The sequence below is a fragment of the Paraburkholderia caffeinitolerans genome, from assembly GCF_902859945.1.
GTDB classification, from domain to species: Bacteria; Pseudomonadota; Gammaproteobacteria; order Burkholderiales; family Burkholderiaceae; genus Paraburkholderia; species Paraburkholderia caffeinitolerans.
In genome coordinates, this window is sequence record NZ_CADIKL010000019.1 from 108,874 (window position 1) to 126,341 (window position 17,468).

Here is a 17,468-nt window from a genome sequence, read left to right on the forward strand (position 1 = left end):
CGGGACTAAGTGCTCTGCATGGGCCCGGAGTAAGTGCTGAAGCACTAACTCCGGCCGACAGCTAAAGCGCCAAGTCCCGTCGACCGCGAAGCATGGGACCAGAGTAAGTGCTAAAGCACTAACTCTGGTCGACAGGAGACCCAAGATGAACGCCACTTCACTGAACTCGCAGCCGAATGCCGACGCGCACGGGCACACGCGCGCCTCGCGTGCGAAGGCCATCGCTGCGATCACGCTCGGCAACGGCCTGGAGTTTTTCGACTTCACGGTCTACAGCTTTTTTGCGACGACCATTGGCACGCTGTTCTTTCCGGTGCACGGCGCGCTGAATCAGTTGCTGCTGGCCGTGGGCAGCTTCGGCGTGGGCTTCATCGTGCGGCCGCTGGGCGGCGTGCTGATCGGCGCGTTCGCCGACCGCGCGGGCCGCAAGGCGGCCATGACGCTCACACTCTGGCTCATGGCGCTGGGCTCGGCGATGATCGCGTTCGCGCCCACTTATGCGCAGATCGGTCTTGCGGCGCCTGCGCTGATCGTGCTCGCGCGCCTCGTGCAGGGCTTCGCGGTGGGCGGCGAGGTGGGCGCCTCGACCACGATGCTGCTCGAATACGCCGACGACCGCACGCGCGGTTTCTACGGCAGCTGGCAGTTCGTGAGCCAGGGGCTCAACGTGGTGGCCGGCGCGCTGCTCGGCGTGGCGCTGTCGTCGACGCTCTCGCCCGAGGCGCTCCAGAGCTGGGGCTGGCGCGTGCCGTTCGTGATCGGCATGCTGGTCGTGCCGGTGGGGGTCTATATCCGCCGCCATCTCGATGAAACCCTCGAGCACGCCGAAGACGTGGACATGGCCGCACCCGTGACCGAAGCGGCGCGCCCGCTGCGAGAGATCTTCTCGAAACATCGCGCGGCGCTCGTCGCGGGTGTCGTGACGACCATCGGCGGCACGGCGGCGAACTATATCGTGCTGTTCTACATGTCCACCTATGCGATCAAGATCCTCGGTCTGCCGATGTCGGTGGGCATGAGCGCGGCGCTGGTGGCTGCGCTCGTCACGGCTGCGTGCTCGCCGTTCGCCGGCATTTTGTCCGATCGCTTCGGTCGCAAGCGGGTGTTCGGCTATTCGCGCGTGCTGCTGGTTGCGGTGATCTATCCGGCCTTCATGATGATCCACGCCATGCCCACGGTGCCAACGGTGCTCGCCGTCGTGGCGGTGCTGGGCGCGCTCGTCGCGTTCACCGCGGTGCCCAATATCGTCATGCTGCCGGAGCTGTTCCCGCAGTCGATTCGCGTGACGGGCATGTCCATCGTTTATTGTGTGGGCGTTTCGATCTTCGGCGGCTTCGCACAGTTCTTCGCGACCTGGCTCATCAAGCTGCTCGATAACCCGCTCGCGCCGGCCTGGTATCTGATCGGTTGCGGACTCGTTTCGCTGCTGGCCTTGCCGCTGATCCGCGAACCGGCGGGCCGGCCACTCGACTGAGCGCTCCAGCGGCTCGAAAGGCGCAAGTGAGGCGGGCGGGGCCGCCTGGGCATCGCTAGAGCCGCTGTAAAGGTTCGTATTCCGGCTTTTCTTGATTTGTTGCTATTAACGTAACAATTCGCTCAATTATTTCGCAATAAATAGTCAATTTTGATTGCCGGCAAACACCTGTCGTTTGCAGACAAACTCGACTCTGTCCAAAAGGGAAACACAGTAAGATTCCGCTCCGGGCTTTCTGGCGACGCAGCATATCCGGCCTATCCGGCATAACCGGATTCGTCCGGTGTTCGTCGGTTCAGCGCTGATCGTCGAAAACGGAGAAAAAGCATGACGAGCGGAATTAGGGTGGCACGGCTGTGCCTGTCCCTGGGTATGGCATTCGGGGTTGCTGCGTGTCACGACAAAACGCCTGAGGCGGCGGTGCGGCCACCAGCGAACGTGGACGTTATCAACGTCGCGCTGCGCGACGTGCCAGTGGTATTCGATTACGTGGGGCAGACCGAAAGCTCGCAGCAAGTCGAGATTCGCTCCCGCGTCAACGGCTTTCTTGAAAAACGCATCTACGAAGAAGGCTCGCTGGTTCATCAGGGCGACGTGATGTTCCAGATGGACCGCAAGCCCTTCCAGGCCGCGCTCGATGCCGCGAAGGCCGAATACGCGCAGCAAAAGGCGCGGCTCGACACGGCGCAGGCCAACTTGGCCCGCGTGCGCCCGCTCGCGGCCAAGAATGCGCTGAGCCAGAAGGACCTCGACGACTCCGTCGGTCAGGAACGGGCTGCAGCGGCGGCGCTCGAGCAGGCGCGCGCCAATGTCACGAGCGCGAACCTGAATCTCGGCTACACCACGATCACGGCGCCCGTCACCGGGCTGTCGAGCTTCGCGAAGAAGCAGGACGGTTCCTATATCGACGCGAGCAACAGCCTGCTCACCTACGTCGCGAAACTCGATCCCATGTGGATCAACTTCTCGCTTTCCGAAAACGAAATGCTGAGTCTGCGCTCGCAGGTGAAGAGCGGTGCGCTCAAGCTGCCGGGGATCGGCGAGATGGAAGCGGTGATTGTGCTCGCCGACGGCAGCGTGTATCCCGAGCGCGGCCATATCAAGTTCGCCGATGCGTCCTTGAGCGAAGAGACCGGCACGTACATGATTCGCGCCGAAGTGAAGAACCCGAGCGGCAGCTTGCGGCCGGGGCAGTTCGTGCGCATCAAGCTGCTGGGCGCCGATCGGGCGAACGCAGTGGCGGTGCCGCAGGTCGCTGTGCAGCAGGGGCCGCGCGGCGCGTTCGTGTGGACCGTGGACAAGGACGGCAAGGCGCAGCAGCGCGCGGTCGAAACCGGCGAATGGAACGGCAACGACTGGGTCATCAGCTCGGGGCTGCACGCGGGCGATCATGTCGTGATCGACAACACGCTCAAGTTGATTCCGGGCGCGCCGGTGAAGGAAACGGTGGTGGCGACGCCCCCGGCCGAGGTGAAGATCGGCGGGCAGGAGGTGGACGCGGCGCGGGCCAATGACGCGAGCGCCACGAATGCGGCCAGTGCTGCCAACGCCGCAGCCGGTTCCAACGCGGGCAGCGCCAGTGCGAGTGGTGCGGGCGGTGCGAACGCCAGCGCGAATCCGGCGAAGGCGAAGACGAATGCCGCCAGCGCGAACGCATCCGGACCGGCGCAGCTTTACTTCGCGCCGGGCAGCGAGAGCCTCGACGCGCAATCGGCCACGGCGCTCGCCGCGGTCGCGCAGCGTCTTGCCGCGTCGCCCGGGCTGCACGTGGTGATTTCGGGTTATGCCGATTCGAGCGGCTCCTATGCGCGCAACGAGCGTCTCGCTCACGCACGCGCCTCGACCGTGCGCACGGCGCTGATCGTCGCGGGCGTGCAGGATGCGCGCATCGAGATGCGCAAGCCGGCGAAGGTCGTTGCCACGGACCCGGCCGACAAGTCCCGCCGCGTGGACGTCACGCTCTCGTCCGCCGCGGGAGGTTGAGCGATGAAGTTTTCGCACTTCTTCATCGACCGGCCGATCTTCGCATCGGTCCTGTCGATCATCATCGCGCTGGCCGGTCTCGTGGCCATGTTCAACCTGCCGATCGCGCAGTTCCCCGACATCGCGCCGCCGCAGATCACGGTGAGCGCGACTTACCCCGGCGCGAGCGCCGACATTGTTGCGCAAAACGTCGCCGCGCCGATCGAACAGCAGGTGAACGGCGCCGACAACATGATGTACATGAGTTCGTCGAGCTCCTCCACGGGCAACATGACGCTCACCGCGTACTTCAACATCGGCACCGATCCCTCGCTCGCCCAGGTGGACGTGCAAAACCGCGTGAATCTCGCGCTGCCCACGCTGCCCGAGGCGGTCACGCAGCAGGGCGTTTCAGTGCAGAAGCGCTCGTCGGCGTTCATGATGGTGATTGCCGTCTATTCGCCGGACAACACGTTCGACCAGCAGTACGTCGCGAACTACGCGAACGTCTACGTGCTCGACGCCATCAAGCGTCTGCCGGGCGCGAACCAGTCGGCTATTCTCGGTTCCGCCGATTACGCGATGCGCGTCTGGGTCAAGCCGGACCGCATGGCCAAGCTCGGCATCACCGTGGACGACGTGAAGAACGCGGTCAGCGCGCAGAACCAGCAATTCTCTGCCGGCCGTCTCGGCCAGTCGCCGACCAGCAGCCCGGTGCTGCAGACCTTCCCGGTCGCGACCACGGGGCGCCTCACCGAACCGTCCGAGTTCGACAACATCATCCTGCGCGCCAAGTCGGGTGACGCGGCGATCGTGCGCATCAAGGACATCGGCCATACCGAACTCGGTGCGAAAGACTACTCGATGCGCGGCCGCTACAACGGCAAGACCGCCACGCTGCTCGCGGTGTACCAGCAGCCAGGCGCCAACGCGCTGCAGGTGTCCAAGCAGGTGCGCGCCACGCTCGAGCAGTTGCAGAAGAGCTTCCCGCCCGGCCTCAAGTATGAAATCGCGCTCGACACGACCGGTTTCGTGCACGAATCGATCGACGAGGTGGTGAAAACGCTGCGCGATGCCATCGTGCTCGTGATTCTCGTGGTGTTCGTGTTCCTGCAGAGCTTCCGCGCCACGCTCGTGCCGCTGCTCGCGGTGCCGGTGTCGATCCTCGGTGCGTTCATCGGCATGCTGGCGTTCGGCTTTTCCATCAACATGCTCACGCTGTTCGGCATGGTGCTCGCGATCGGCATCGTGGTGGACGACGCCATCGTCGTGATCGAGAACGTCGAGCGCAACATGACCGAGTTCAAGCTGGCGCCGAAGGAGGCCGCCAAGCGCGCCATGGACGAGGTGAGCGGCCCCGTGGTCGCGATCGTGCTCGTGCTGCTTGCGGTGTTCATCCCGGTTGCGTTCCTCTCGGGCATCACGGGCCAGCTCTACAAGCAGTTCGCCGTGACCATCGCGGTCTCGGTGGTGCTGTCGGGCATCGTCGCGCTGACGCTCTCGCCGGCGCTTGCCGCCATCGTGCTCAAGCCGGGCGAGCACAAGAAGAACCGCTTCTTCACGTGGTTCAACGAACGTTTCGATCGTCTCACCGAGAGTTATGGCCGGACCGTGCAATCGGCGATCCGCCGCGTCATGCTTTCGGTTCTGCTGATCGCCGTGATGTGCGCGGCCACGGGCGTGCTGTTCAAGAAGATTCCGACTTCGTTCGTGCCGGTCGAGGACCAGGGCTATCTGTTCGGCGCCGTCATCCTGCCGGACGCTGCGAGCCTTGACCGCACCGGCGATCTCTCGAAGCGCGCCGAAGACTGGTTCATGAAGCAGCCCGCCGTCAAGGCCGTGGCCGCGCCGATCGGCTTTAGCCTGATCGACTCGCAGTACAAGGCCAATGCGGGCACGTTGTTCGTCACCCTCAAGGACTTCCACGACCGGGGCAAGAACGGCTCGGCCGCCGACCTCATCACGGCGGCCAACCACGCGTTCGCGGGCTTCAAGGACGGCGTGGTGATACCGATCAATCCGCCGTCCATCCCGGGCCTCGGCACGACGGGCGGTTTCGAGTTCTGGGTGCAGACCACCGGCTCCGACAGCTATCAGCAGCTCGGAGAGAAGGTGCGCGAGATTATCGCGAAGGCGCGTCAGAACCCGGCGCTGCGCGGCGTCAATTCGACCATCGACACGAACTCGCGGCAGTTGCTCGTGCAGGTGGATCGCGAGCGCGCCGAATCGCAGGGCGTGGCGGTACAGGATGTCTACTCCGCGTTGCAGACGATGTTCGGGTCTTCTTACGTGAGCCAGTTCCCGAAGGGCAGCCGCCTGTTCCAGGTGATCGTGCAGGCCGAGCCGCAATATCGCACGCGCCCGGAGGACATCCAGCAGCTCTACGTCCGTAACCGCTCCGGCGACATGGTGCCGATCAAGGCCGTCACGACCTACAAGTTCGTCAACGGCGCGGACATCGTCAACCGCTTCAACAACTTCCCGGCCGCCAAGATCACGGGCGACGCCTCGCCGGGCCACAGCTCGGGCGAAGCGATCGCGGCGATGGAATCGATTGCGAACGAGGTGCTGGGCGACGGCTACAGCTATTCGTGGAGCGGCCAGGCCTATGAGGAAAAGACCGCTGGCTCGACGGCGGGGCTCGTGTTCGGCTTCGCGCTGCTGATGGTGTTCCTGATTCTCGCCGCGCAGTACGAGAAGTGGTCGCTGCCGATTGGCGTGCTGCTGGCGGTGCCGTTTGCGGTGTTCGGCGCGCTCGTGGGCATTCTGATTCGCGGCATGGAAGACGACGTGTACTTCCAGATCGGCCTCACGGTGCTGATCGCGCTTGCGGCAAAGAACGCCATTCTGATCTTCGAGTTCGCCGTGGAAATGCGCGAGAAGGAGGGCATGTCGCCGTACGAGGCTGCGCTGCACGCCGCGAAGCTGCGTCTGCGGCCGATCATCATGACCTCGCTGGCGTTCATTCTCGGCTGCGTGCCGCTCGCCATCGCAAGCGGGGCGTCGGCGGCAAGCCGCCGTTCGCTCGGCACGGGTGTGGTGTTCGGCATGCTCGGCGCCACGCTGATCGCGCTGTTCTTCATTCCGATGTTCTTCTGGGGTCTCGAAACGCTCTCGTCGCGCAAGAAGCCCACAGCCGCACCGGATTTGCCGCCGCCGGCGGCGCCGCCCGCGCAGGAGGGTTGAACATGAGCCCGAAAATCATGCGCGCGGTGAAACCCGCACTGAAGCCTGCATTGAAGTCGATCGTCATCGCTGCCAGCACGCTCTGGCTCGCGGCCTGCGCGGTCGGCCCCGACTACCATCGGCCCACAGTGGACACGCCGTCCACCTACCGGTTCGCCTCGTCCGAGGCCGAAGTGATCGATACGTCGCTCGACTGGTGGAAGCAGTTCAACGACCCCGTCCTCGACGATCTGGTCACGAAGTCACTGGCGCAGAACAAGGATCTCGGCATTGCGGCGGCGCGGGTCGAAGAGTATTACGGCCGCTATGTGGTCGCGCGCTCCGGCCTGTTCCCGCAGGTGGGCGTGAATTTCGGCGGCTCGCGCAGCCGTGGCGTGCCCGCGCCCGGCTTTGCGCCGCTGGTCGGCAATCAAGTGCAGCTTCAGGGCGTGGCGTCGTGGGAGCTCGACTTGTTCGGGCGCCTGCGCCGCCTGACCGAAGCCGCGCGCGCCGAGTATCTCGCCACGCAATCGGCGCAGCAGGCGACCCGCATCGCGCTGATCGCCAATGTCGCGACGAGCTATCTGCAACTGCGCGATTACGACAATCAACTATTGATTGCGCAGGAGACGCTCAAGAGCCGCGACGACTCCGTCAAGCTGTTCGAGGAGCGTTTCGCTGGCGGAGTGGTTTCGAAGCTGCAACTGAGCCAGGCGCGTTCAGAGTATGAATCCGCGCAGGCATCGGTCTATTCGATCCAGAAGCAGATCGCGCAGCAAGAGGACGCGATTGCCTTGCTGCTGGGCCAGAACCCGGGACCGATTCCGCGCGGCAAGTCCATCGCGCAGCTTGCCGTGCCGGCGATACCGGCGGGGTTGCCGTCGTCGCTGCTGGAGCGCCGCCCCGACATTCAGCAGGCCGAGCAGACGCTCATCGCGGCCAATGCGCAGATTGGCGCCGCGCGCGCGCAGTACTTCCCGGAGATCTCGCTCACGGGTATGTTCGGCGCGGCCAGCACGGCGCTGTCCGGTCTCTGGGCCGGGCCTGCGCGCGTGTGGTCGTTCGCGGGCGCGGTCTCGCAGCCGATCTTCCAGGGCGGTGCGATCGCGGGCTCCGTGCATTCGGCCGAGGCCGCGCACCAGGAAGCGCTGCTGAACTACGAGCAGACGATTCAGCAGGCCTTCGCGGATGTCGAAAACTCACTCGTAGGCGCCGCGCGTGCGCACGATCAGCTCGATGCCACCACGCGCGAGGTGGATGCGCTCACGCAGTACGCATCGCTTTCGCGCGATCTCTACGAGGGCGGCTACACGAGCTATCTGGAAGTGCTCGATGCCGAGCGCAGCCTCTTCGCGGCGCAAATCCAGCAATCGCAGTTGCAGGATCAGCGGCTCGCGGAGGTCGTGAACCTCTACAAGGCGCTCGGCTATGGGTGGACGCCGCCGGCACAAACGGGCGCGAACCCGGCGCCTCAACAACCCGCGCCGCAGTCCTGACGCACGGGGCGCTCAGGCGGTTACTCAGTCGGGGGAACTGCGGTCTGCGAGCGCAAGCTCGCAGTCCTTCAGGACCTGCATGACGAGCTTGGCCTGGTAGTTGAGGTCGTCGGTGTCGAGAATTTCCTCGACGGCGTCGCGCGCCCATGTGGCGTCGACGAACCATGCGTGTTGTCGGGCGATTTCCTGGGCAATCGCGGTCAGCCGCGCGATCGCGAGCCAGTCGGCTTCGCGCGCGTGGCGGTCGAGCCACTTGTGCGCTGCCTGCACATGAAAAGCCGCGTTGGGCCAGGTTTCGTTGAGATAGTAGGCTCCAAGGCTCCCGCAGGTGAGCCAGCAGAGCAGCTCCACGCGGTCGCGCGGGCTCAGATGGTGGCGTACATCACTCATGGCGACGCTCGCGAAGGTGACAGAGTTCGATTAACGGGCACATGCGCGCTACGACTCCGGGATTCCACAATATCACGGGTTTCCTGAACTCGCCGGAGCAATGGACGTGCCGCGTACGCGGGCTACGGGAATAGCGTCGCCTGGCGGCGGGTGGTATGCAAACCAGGACTGACACCAGGCTGAAATCGGGCTGAACTCGCTCCAGATCCGGCCACGCCGTGGTCGCGCCCCATCTCGCTATATCGCTATATTGTTTTGCCGCCCGCGGTCGCAAGCCGTGCGGCGGCGTCGCTGGCGCCCATGCCGTTTGCAACGTCGAACGCCGTGTTGCCGGCGCTGTCCTGGGCATGGGGGTTGGCGCCGCGCGTCAGCAACTGCTCGACGATGTCCACGCGATTGAACATGGCCGCGATCATGAGCGCGGTGCGGCCGTCGGACGACGCGCCTTCCACATCGGCGCCGTTATCGAGCAATGCGCCCACCACATCGGCATAACCCTTGAACGCAGCGCCTGCGAGCGGCGTCTGGCCGTTGTCGTTGCGCAGGTCGGGATCCGCGCCGCGCTGGATCAGCGCGCGCACCGCATTGGCGTGGCCGTGATAGCTCGCCAGCATCACGAGGCTGTCGCCTTTCTCGTTGCGCAGATTGGGCGGCAGCCCCTGGTCGATGAGCGAGGCGAGCGTCGCTGCCTCGCCACGGCGGGCCGTATCGAAGACTTCGCGGGCGAACTCGATGAGGCGCGGATCGGCATCCGCGGAGGGCGGTACGTTTGCGGTCACGGCAGACTCCTGCGCAAGGGCGGGGCGGTGGGTCCGGAAAGATCGTCAGCCATTGTCTCCGATTCGTGCAGTCGGTGCCCGGCTGTCTTCCACCTGAACTTCATCTCAACAAATCGCTAAACTGTCCGCTGGACTTCCTAAAATCAGAAGCACGCCTCGCACGACCGCGAGGTTCCGTAGTGAAACCACACTTGGAGGCTGGAGATGACCATTCGTCTAGGGGAAGATGCACCTGATTTCACCGCTGAAACCACCGAAGGCCCAATTCATTTTCACGAATGGATTGGCGATCATTGGGCCATTCTGTTTTCTCATCCGAAGGATTTCACGCCGGTCTGCACAACGGAGCTCGGCTACATGGCCCGGCTCAAGCCCGAGTTCGACAAGCGCAATACGCGCATCATCGGCCTGAGCGTGGATCCGGTGAGCGACCACCAGAAATGGGTCAAGGACATCGAGGAGACGCAGGGCAGCGCGGTCAACTATCCGATGATCGGCGACGCGGACCTGAACGTCGCCAAGCTCTACGACATGATTCATCCGGCCGCGAGCGGGGGCGGTCCGCGCACGGCGGTCGACAATGCCACGGTGCGCTCGGTGTTCATCATCGGGCCGGACAAGAAGGTGAAGGCGATGCTCGTTTATCCGATGAGCTCGGGCCGCAATTTTGACGAAGTCCTTCGATTGCTCGATTCATTGCAACTAACTGTCAAGCACGCGGTGGCTACGCCTGTGAACTGGAAGCCCGGCGATGACGTGATCATCCCGACTTCGGTTTCGGATGATGCGGCCAAGCAGAAGTATCCACAGGGCTTCAAGACGCTCAAGCCGTATCTGCGCACGGTTGAGCAGCCAAAGTAGCGCGGGGTTTTCGGGGTTGGCGGACCGGTAAAAAAAAGCGGCGCACGGAAGTGCGCCGCGAATGACAGGCCGGAGGATATCAGCCTCTCGCGCCCGGACAGCCTTGACAGGAGGCGATGAAAATCAGTTCGTGGACGTGGGGCGCCATTTGAGCAGACGATGCTCCACGGCGGTGAGCAGGTAGTCGGCCATCAGCGCGACCACCGCGAGCACGATCATCGCCGCGAACACGCCGCTCGCGTTGAACGCGCCTTGCGCAGTCGAGATCAGCAGGCCAATGCCTTGCTTCGAGCCCAGGAATTCGCCCACCACGGCGCCCACCAGCGCGAAGCCGAAGCTCACGTGCAGGCTCGCGAGAATCCACGAGAGCGCCGAGGGAATCACCACGGAGGTGGTCACCTGGCGGCGCGATGCGCCGAGAATCTGCGCATTGGCGATCATGTAGCGGTCCGCTTCGCGCACGCCCTGGAACGCATTGGCGAACACCACGAAGAACACCATCACCACGGCCAGCGCGACCTTCGACGCCATGCCGAGGCCCAGCGCAATCACGAACACCGAGCCCAGCACCACGCGCGGGATCGAGTTGGCGATCTTGATGTAGAGGCTGAACACGTCGGACAGCAGCTTGTTGCGGCCCAGCACGATGCCGCAGAACACGCCGCCGATCGAGCCGATGATGAAGCCGAGCCCGGTTTCCTCGAGCGTGACCCAGACCTGGGTGAGCAGCGGGCCTTGCGAGGTGCCGTTCACGAACCAGTCGACGATCTGATCGAAGATCGCCGAGGGCATCGAGAAGAAGAACGGATCGATCCATTTGAGGCGCGCGGACAGCTCCCAGCCGCCGAGCACGACGACGAGCACCAGAATGCGCAGGCCGATCACGAGCGCGTGGCGCTGGCGGATGCGGCGCTGCGCGGCGCGCTCGACTGCGTCGAGCGAGGCCGCGTCGATGCCTTGCGGCAAGGTTTGTTGCGGGGTGGACATGAGCGTTCGCTCCAGCTTGCTTGATGGTTTGGCCAAATCGACCGGGTTAGCCGATCTGCACTTCTTCGCGCAGGTCGTGCCAGATATCGCGCGACAGTTCGATGAAGTGCGGCGTATAGCGGATTTCCGAGGTGATGCGCGGACGCGGCAAATCGATCTCGTAGACCTTCTTGAGCGTCGCGGGCCGCGCCGTGAGCACGAACACGCGGTCGGCGAGCGCGATGGCTTCTTCGAGGTCGTGCGTGACGAACACCACCGACCCCGTGCCGCCCCACAGTTGCAGCAGTTCGTCTTGCATCAGCGTGCGCGTCTGCATGTCGAGCGCCGAGAACGGCTCGTCCATCAGCAGGATTTCGGGCTTGTTGATGAAGGTCTGCGCAAGCGCGACGCGCTTGCGCATGCCGCCGGAAAGTTGATGCGGATAGTGCTTGCCGAACTTGTCGAGGCCGACGCGGCGCAGCCATTCGTTCGCCTCGTCATAGGCCGCCGATTTCGAGCGGCCGCGAAACAGCGGGCCGGCCGCCACGTTGTCGAGCACCGAACGCCACGGGAACACCGCATCGGCCTGAAACACGAAGCCGATGCGCGGGTCGATGCCGTTCACCGGCGCGCCCATCACGCGCACTTCGCCCGTAGTGGGTTTGAGCAGGCCCGTGATCATGCTGAGCGTGGTGGACTTGCCGCAGCCCGTAGGGCCGACGATGGCGACGAATTCCCCGCGCGCGACCGCCATGCTGAAGTCGCGCAGGGCGAGCGTCGCCTTGCCATCGGGAGAGATGAAGCGGCACGATACGTTGCGCAGCTCGATGGCCGGCGTGCCTTGCGCGTGGGGAGAACTCATGCTTCGTTGCCTCGGTAGTGCGTCGTCAGTCGTGCATTGATCTTGCATTGATCTTGCGTTGATCCGGCGTTGCGCGGCGGCGTTACTTCGCCGCCGTGGCCGTCGCGGCCGGCAGATAGTCGTTCGAGTACGTCTTCGCAAGATCGATATGCTTGCCCTTGACCGAAGGGTTGAAGGCCGACAGCACCTTGAGCACGGTCTCGGGACCATCGGCGGGCATGCGGCCGTCCTTCGTGAACATCGGCAGCGAAGCGCCCAGCGCCTTTACATAGAGATCCTTATTACTGCCGTAGTAATCCTTCGGCATTTTCGCGGCGATTTCCTCGGCGTTATGCGTCGCGATGAAGTTGAGCGTGCGCGAGAACGCGTGTGCGAGCTTGGTGGCTTCATCCTTGTGCGACTGCGCCCAGGCGCGCTGCACATAGAAGCTCGAAGCCGGGTAGGTGCCGCCCAGCGCGGCGCGCGTGCCGTCGAGCGTGCGCATGTCCACCAGCACCTTGGCGTCGCCGGTCTGCAAGAGACGCGAGACGGTGGGCTCGGTCGTCATGCCCGCGTCGATGCGGTTTTGTTTTATCGCGGCAATGAAGGTGGCGTCGGCGCCCACGGGCAGGAGCGTGTACTGGGTCGAGGCAATGCCGGCGCGCTGCGCGAGGTATTGCGTGAGGAAACTGGTAGACGAGCCCAGACCCGTCACGCCGAGCGTCTTGCCCTTGACGTCGGCCATGCTCTTGACCGTGCCGGCCGCGGCGTTCGACACCATCTCCACTTCGCCCGGCACCTGGCCGAAGATCACCAGCGTCTGGACTTCCTTGCCCTTGCTCTGCAGATCGATGGTGTGGTCGTAGAAGCCCACCACGCCCTGCACGGCACCCGCGAGCAGCTCGTTTTCGGCGTCCACGCCGGCCGGCTGCGACTGGATTTCCACGTCGAGCCCTTCGTCCTTGAAGTAGCCGAGTTGCTCGGTCAGCTTGGCGGGCAGATAGATGATCTTGGTTGCCCCGCCAACCATGATGGTGATCTTTTCCGCATGGGCGGCGGCGGAGGTGGCGGCGAGGGCGAAAGCGACACTCGATACGGCAGCGATCTGGCGCAACGTGGGCATCGTGGAGTCTCCTAAGTATGGCGCGAGGCCTCATGGGCCGCGCTTTTTGATGGATGCAGCCGATTATAGAAACGCCAACCTTTCTGCCAGCCTTCGATACCCCTTCACGAACGTCCGTGTTAACCCGCAAGGCGGCCACGCGCCCGGGGCGGCACAATCCGGCACATTCGCGGCACACGCGCCGCACAAGTGCTTTCCATCCAACGCCCCGCCCATGAAGCTGCTGCTCATCGAAGACAACCCCACGCTCGTTCACTGGCTCGTCAAGACGCTGGAGGAGCAGGGCTTTGCCTGCGACGCGGTGCAGGACGGCGACGCTGCCGATTCGCTCCTGCGGACCAACGCCTACGATGTCGTGCTGCTCGACCTGAACTTGCCGAAGCTTTCGGGCAAGAACGTGCTGCGGCGGCTGCGCCAGCGCGGCGACGCCACGCCGGTGATGGTGCTCACGGCGAGCGGATCGATCGACGAAAAGGTGGAGCTGCTCGGCAGCGGCGCCGACGACTATCTCGTCAAGCCCTTCGAGGTGCGCGAACTGGTGGCGCGCGTCAAGGTGCTGATCCGGCGGCAGACGCCGGCGCGCGCCAACGAAGTCAGTTGCGGCGACCTCGTCTTCGATATCAACACGGGGCGCTTCACACTCGACGGCGCGCCGCTCAACGTGACGCCGCGCGAGCGCACCGTGCTCGAAGCGCTGATGCTGCGTCTGAACAAGACCGTCTCGAAGTCCGCACTGGCCGACGCGATCTTCACGCTCGCCGACGATCCGAGCGAGGATGCCATCGAGATTTACGTGTCGCGGCTGCGCAAGAAGCTCGAAGGCAGCTCGGCCACGATCGTCACCTTGCGCGGCCTTGGCTACCTGCTGCGCAAGCGCGACGAAACCAATTAGCCATGTTCAAGGACCCGTGCGATGACGAGTAGCCTGCGCATCCGGCTGTTGTGGTGGATGCTGGTGCCGCTCGGCCTCTATGTGATTTTCACGACCACTTACGAGTATCGTGCGGCGCGCCATACCGCCGATCTCGTGCAGGACGGGAGGCTGCTGTCGTCCGCGCGCATGCTCGCGGGTTCGGTGGAGTGGAGCGACGGCGCGCTGCGCGCGAACGTGCCGCCGGCGGCGCTCGAACTCTTCGCGTCGCCGCAACGCGACCAGGTGTTCTACAACGTCAGCGTGGAGGAGGGCCCGCTGCTCGCGGGCATGCCCGATTTCCCGGCTGCCGGGACGCCGCCGGCCGTCGACGCGCCGGTCTGGTACGACGCCGCGCTGCACGGCGAGGCGCTGCGCGCCGTGAGCGTGCTGCGCTCGATGTACGACAACGGGCGCATCTGGCGCGTGCGTGTTTCGGTGGGCAAGACGGAGCATTCGCGCGACGCCATGACCACGGCTTTGTGGCGGCCTCAACTCGCGCGCCAGATCGGTATGGTGCTGCTAGCGGTGGCGCTGGCGTGCATCGGCCTCACGTTCGAACTGCGTCCGCTCATGAAGCTCAAGAACGAGGTCGCCGACCGCGACCCGATGCATCTCGTACCGATCCGCTCCGAGGGACTGCACGCGGAGCTGCGGCCCGTGGTGGATGCGATCAACCAGTGCATCGCGCGCCTCGGTGCGCAGAACGCCGCGCAACGGCGCTTTATCGCCGATGCCTCGCATCAGTTGCGCACGCCGCTCACGCTGTTGGGTACGCAATTGCAATACGCGTGCTCGCAGGGAACGCTGGATCCGGCGCTTGCCGAGGTGTTCGCGGCTATGCGCGAGAGCAATCGGTCGATGGTGGCGCTCACCAACAAGCTGCTGTTGCTTGCGCAAGCCGAAGCGTTCGACACTGCGCAGCGGCCTGGCGTGCCCGTGGATATGACGCAACTCGCGCACGAGGCCGTGGAGGGGCTCGTGATGCTGGCCCAGGCGCGCGACATCGACCTTGGTGCGGAGCTGCATGGCGCCGCGCTCGTATCGGGGCACCGCGAACTGCTGCGCGCGATGGTGACCAACCTCGTGGATAACGCACTGCGTTATACGCAGGCCGGCGGACGCGTCACCGTGAGCGTGCAGGCGAGCGAGGATGCGGTGACGCTAGAGGTGCTCGACGACGGACCCGGCATTCCCGCCGAAGCGCGCGCCCGCGTGTTCGAGCCGTTCTTCAGGGCGGCAACGGACACGGAGGGCACGGGGCTCGGCCTCGCGATCGTGCGCGAGATCGTGCATTCGCACGGCGGCGAAGTCGGCCTGGACGCAGGTGCGAACGGACGCGGCGTGCGTGCGTGGGTGCGGCTCGCGCTGTTGCGCGATTGAGTGAGGCTTGGCCGGAGACGGTTATCGAAACGTAAGCATGGCGACCGTACTCGAACTTCGGCAGTTGGGCTTTCACTAAAGAAAACTAAGCGGCTACACCTGCCTGCAGGAAATCGTCGACGAGCGGTGCAAGCACACGCGCATGGGCGTTTGCGAGGTCGTGGCCGCCGTCGCTCACCACGTCGAGTTCCGCATTCGGCAGCAATTCGAGCAGTTTTTCGCCAACGCGGAGCGGACTGATGGGGTCCGCGTCGCCCCACAGCAGCATGACCGGCTGCTGGACATACGCGAGTTCGCTCGTGAGGTCCTCGCGCAAGGTGATGAACCAGTCGGGAAAGTGCGGGTTCTGCGCGACGAATTCCTCGCGCCAGTCGCTCGCGCCGAGCGCCTGCGTGTCGAGGCCGCCCGAGGTGACGGCCAGCACCAGATGCGTGACGAGCGCCGGCTTGGCCAGCGCGGCGCGCAACGCTAGCACGCCACCCATCGACTGGGCGATCAGCGCGGTCGGCCGGTCGATCTGCTGCACGACCTGGCGAACGAGGTCCTCGAAATTCTCGACCTCGGGGTCCGCGGGTGCGCCGCCGAAACCGGGGTAGGTGAGAAAACGGCGCTCGACCGGATACTCGAGCCGGTCCGCGAGCGGCTGCCAGAACGCGGGATCGCCCGACGCGCCGGGCAGGAACAGGAGTTGGGTGGGAGCGTTCAAGTTGGAAGGCCTGTAGCGTGGGTCTCGCGGATTCCGCGCGATGCGCGGCTGCGGTCGTGGGTTTGTCGCCGGGTCGCCGGTGGGTCGCCGGTGGGTCGTTGTCGGGGCGCGGTCGCCGGGATGGGGAGCCGCCGATCTTAGCACGGGCCCAGGCTTGCGCCGCCCCGCACACGGCGGCGCGGCCAACACGCGCGGCACGACGGATCGCTGACGGTACAATGTGCCCCGGTCAGGTTGGCTTTGCTCGAGCGCAGCGCTCATCCGCAGCCGGAAACAAGGCCGAAAGCCGGGCAATGCGCCCGCCCATTTCCAGATGACGATTATGCAAAACAAGCCGGCGCGCGGCACGCCATTGCCCGCATACGAACAGATCAAGCGCCACGTCCTCGCACAGATCGAAAACGGCATGCTCAAGCCGGGCGATGTCGTGCCCTCCGAAACGGAGATGGTCAAGGAGTTCGGTGTCGCGCGCATGACCGTCTCGCGCGCGCTGCGCGAACTCATGGCCGAGGGCGTGCTGAACCGCGTGCGCGGCTCGGGCACCTATGTCGCGCCGCGCCAGTACGAATCGACGGTCCTGCAGATCCGCAATATCGCCGATGAAATCGCCGCGCGCGGGCATCGCCACACGGCACGCGTGCTCGCGCTGGAATCCAGCGAGGACCCGAATGCGGTCGCCGCGCTCGAACTCGAGGTGGGGCCGGTGTTTCATTCGCGCATCGTGCACAACGAAGAGGGCGAGCCGATTCAGTACGAGGATCGCTACGTCAATCCCGAGGTGTTTCCCGACTACCTCGCGCAGGATTTCACGCTCGAAACGCCGAACAATTACATGGTGCGCCTCGCGCCCATTCAGCGCGCGGAGTTCCGCATCTACGCGCAAAAGCCGGACGCGCACGTGCGCCAGCATCTCGCCATGGAAATTGGCGAGCCCTGCCTGTTGCTGCTGCGCCGCACGTGGGTCGGCAAGCACGTCGCGACTTCGGTGCGGCTCTGGCACCCGGCTTCGCGCTTCCATCTGGCCGGCACCGTCTGAGAGGGCGCGGCCTCGCGCCGCTGCCATCATCTTGTCTAGTCAATAAGCGCCGCCGTCCGGCGTTCGATCCCTTCTATCCCTTGAATCTCCCACGGGAAAACCCGTCAGGGTAATTCCCTAGGTTCGTTTTGTCGAAACGAGTTGTATATACAACTTGGCGGCGGTAGACTTGCTCTCACGTTGCCGCGACGCCGTTTCCGGCCATCGCCCGGTCTGGGCGGAAAGGCCAGGGCCGCGCAAGAACTTCTATCCCGAGACGAATGCCATGAACCATCCGAACTTCACCGATCCCCGCCTCGACCCGAGCCGCACGATCCGCGCGCCGCGCGGCAGCGAGAAGGTGTGCAAGACCTGGCTGGCCGAAGCCGCGTACCGC

14 protein-coding genes are annotated in these 17,468 nt (G+C 64.8%); 8 read left to right on the plus strand and 6 right to left on the minus strand.

The window, feature by feature from the left end; translation table 11 throughout:
- Positions 1-145: 145 nt before the first annotated feature.
- The 4 genes from HV773_RS19620 (at position 146) to HV773_RS19635 (ending at position 8,097) form a co-directional block, all read left to right on the plus strand.
- Positions 146-1,474 carry an MFS transporter gene (locus HV773_RS19620; RefSeq protein WP_175196499.1) on the plus strand — a complete coding sequence of 443 codons (1,329 nt, stop codon included), beginning with the start codon at positions 146-148 and terminating at the stop codon, positions 1,472-1,474.
- A gap of 327 nt (positions 1,475-1,801) precedes the next feature.
- Positions 1,802-3,457 (plus strand): efflux RND transporter periplasmic adaptor subunit, encoded by a 1,656-nt coding sequence (locus HV773_RS37420; protein ID WP_343052371.1) that lies wholly within the window; start codon positions 1,802-1,804, stop codon positions 3,455-3,457.
- Positions 3,458-3,460: 3 nt separating this feature from the next.
- The gene (locus HV773_RS19630) at positions 3,461-6,622 is read left to right on the plus strand and encodes an efflux RND transporter permease subunit (protein ID WP_175196500.1); all 3,162 of its coding nucleotides are present in this window, start codon (positions 3,461-3,463) and stop codon (positions 6,620-6,622) included.
- A 2-nt stretch (positions 6,623-6,624) separates the two neighbouring features.
- Entirely contained in the window at positions 6,625-8,097 is a 1,473-nt protein-coding gene (locus HV773_RS19635; protein ID WP_246282341.1) for an efflux transporter outer membrane subunit, read from the plus strand.
- Positions 8,098-8,121: 24 nt separating this feature from the next.
- On the opposite strand, the gene HV773_RS19640 is transcribed toward HV773_RS19635, so the two are convergent.
- Entirely contained in the window at positions 8,122-8,487 is a 366-nt protein-coding gene (locus HV773_RS19640; RefSeq protein ID WP_175196501.1) for a hypothetical protein, read from the minus strand.
- Positions 8,488-8,732: 245 nt separating this feature from the next.
- On the minus strand, positions 8,733-9,266 hold the full coding sequence (locus HV773_RS19645; RefSeq protein ID WP_175196502.1) for an ankyrin repeat domain-containing protein: 534 nt from the start codon (positions 9,264-9,266) through the stop codon (positions 8,733-8,735).
- Between the two features lie 204 nt (positions 9,267-9,470).
- Between HV773_RS19645 and HV773_RS19650 the strand changes: the two genes are divergently transcribed.
- Positions 9,471-10,127 carry a peroxiredoxin gene (locus HV773_RS19650; RefSeq protein WP_175196503.1) on the plus strand — a complete coding sequence of 219 codons (657 nt, stop codon included), beginning with the start codon at positions 9,471-9,473 and terminating at the stop codon, positions 10,125-10,127.
- A gap of 123 nt (positions 10,128-10,250) precedes the next feature.
- On the opposite strand, the gene HV773_RS19655 is transcribed toward HV773_RS19650, so the two are convergent.
- From HV773_RS19655 to HV773_RS19665, 3 genes are all read right to left on the minus strand, one after another.
- Positions 10,251-11,114, minus strand: coding sequence for an ABC transporter permease (locus HV773_RS19655; RefSeq protein WP_175196504.1), 864 nt, complete (start codon positions 11,112-11,114; stop codon positions 10,251-10,253).
- Positions 11,115-11,160: 46 nt separating this feature from the next.
- Positions 11,161-11,955, minus strand: coding sequence for an ABC transporter ATP-binding protein (locus HV773_RS19660; protein WP_175196505.1), 795 nt, complete (start codon positions 11,953-11,955; stop codon positions 11,161-11,163).
- Between the two features lie 82 nt (positions 11,956-12,037).
- Complete coding sequence (locus HV773_RS19665) at positions 12,038-13,057, minus strand: ABC transporter substrate-binding protein (RefSeq protein WP_175196507.1); 1,020 nt, start codon at positions 13,055-13,057, stop codon at positions 12,038-12,040.
- A 214-nt stretch (positions 13,058-13,271) separates the two neighbouring features.
- On the opposite strand from HV773_RS19665, the gene HV773_RS19670 reads away from it, so the two are divergent.
- Positions 13,272-13,949, plus strand: a complete 678-nt coding sequence (locus HV773_RS19670) for a response regulator (RefSeq protein WP_175196509.1) — start codon at positions 13,272-13,274, stop codon at positions 13,947-13,949.
- A gap of 21 nt (positions 13,950-13,970) precedes the next feature.
- Positions 13,971-15,350, plus strand: coding sequence for a sensor histidine kinase (locus HV773_RS19675; protein WP_175196511.1), 1,380 nt, complete (start codon positions 13,971-13,973; stop codon positions 15,348-15,350).
- An 85-nt stretch (positions 15,351-15,435) separates the two neighbouring features.
- On the opposite strand, the gene HV773_RS19680 is transcribed toward HV773_RS19675, so the two are convergent.
- Positions 15,436-16,056, minus strand: a complete 621-nt coding sequence (locus HV773_RS19680; protein WP_175196514.1) for an alpha/beta fold hydrolase — start codon at positions 16,054-16,056, stop codon at positions 15,436-15,438.
- A gap of 322 nt (positions 16,057-16,378) precedes the next feature.
- Here HV773_RS19680 and hutC point away from each other — a divergent pair, with 322 nt between their 5' ends.
- Entirely contained in the window at positions 16,379-17,092 is a 714-nt protein-coding gene (gene hutC / locus HV773_RS19685; RefSeq protein ID WP_175196528.1) for a histidine utilization transcriptional repressor HutC, read from the plus strand.
- Positions 17,093-17,468: the final 376 nt, after the last annotated feature.

Coding starts and splice junctions, on each gene's coding strand:
- HV773_RS37420 (WP_343052371.1), top strand. CDS start 1,802: ATGACGAGCGGAATTAGGGTGGCACGGCTGTGCCTGTCCCTGGGTATG.
- hutC (WP_175196528.1), top strand. CDS start 16,379: ATGCAAAACAAGCCGGCGCGCGGCACGCCATTGCCCGCATACGAACAG.
- HV773_RS19630 (WP_175196500.1), top strand. CDS start 3,461: ATGAAGTTTTCGCACTTCTTCATCGACCGGCCGATCTTCGCATCGGTC.
- HV773_RS19660 (WP_175196505.1), bottom strand. CDS start 11,955: ATGAGTTCTCCCCACGCGCAAGGCACGCCGGCCATCGAGCTGCGCAAC.
- HV773_RS19640 (WP_175196501.1), bottom strand. CDS start 8,487: ATGAGTGATGTACGCCACCATCTGAGCCCGCGCGACCGCGTGGAGCTG.
- HV773_RS19650 (WP_175196503.1), top strand. CDS start 9,471: ATGACCATTCGTCTAGGGGAAGATGCACCTGATTTCACCGCTGAAACC.
- HV773_RS19665 (WP_175196507.1), bottom strand. CDS start 13,057: ATGCCCACGTTGCGCCAGATCGCTGCCGTATCGAGTGTCGCTTTCGCC.
- HV773_RS19670 (WP_175196509.1), top strand. CDS start 13,272: ATGAAGCTGCTGCTCATCGAAGACAACCCCACGCTCGTTCACTGGCTC.
- HV773_RS19675 (WP_175196511.1), top strand. CDS start 13,971: ATGACGAGTAGCCTGCGCATCCGGCTGTTGTGGTGGATGCTGGTGCCG.
- HV773_RS19620 (WP_175196499.1), top strand. CDS start 146: ATGAACGCCACTTCACTGAACTCGCAGCCGAATGCCGACGCGCACGGG.
- HV773_RS19655 (WP_175196504.1), bottom strand. CDS start 11,114: ATGTCCACCCCGCAACAAACCTTGCCGCAAGGCATCGACGCGGCCTCG.
- HV773_RS19635 (WP_246282341.1), top strand. CDS start 6,625: ATGAGCCCGAAAATCATGCGCGCGGTGAAACCCGCACTGAAGCCTGCA.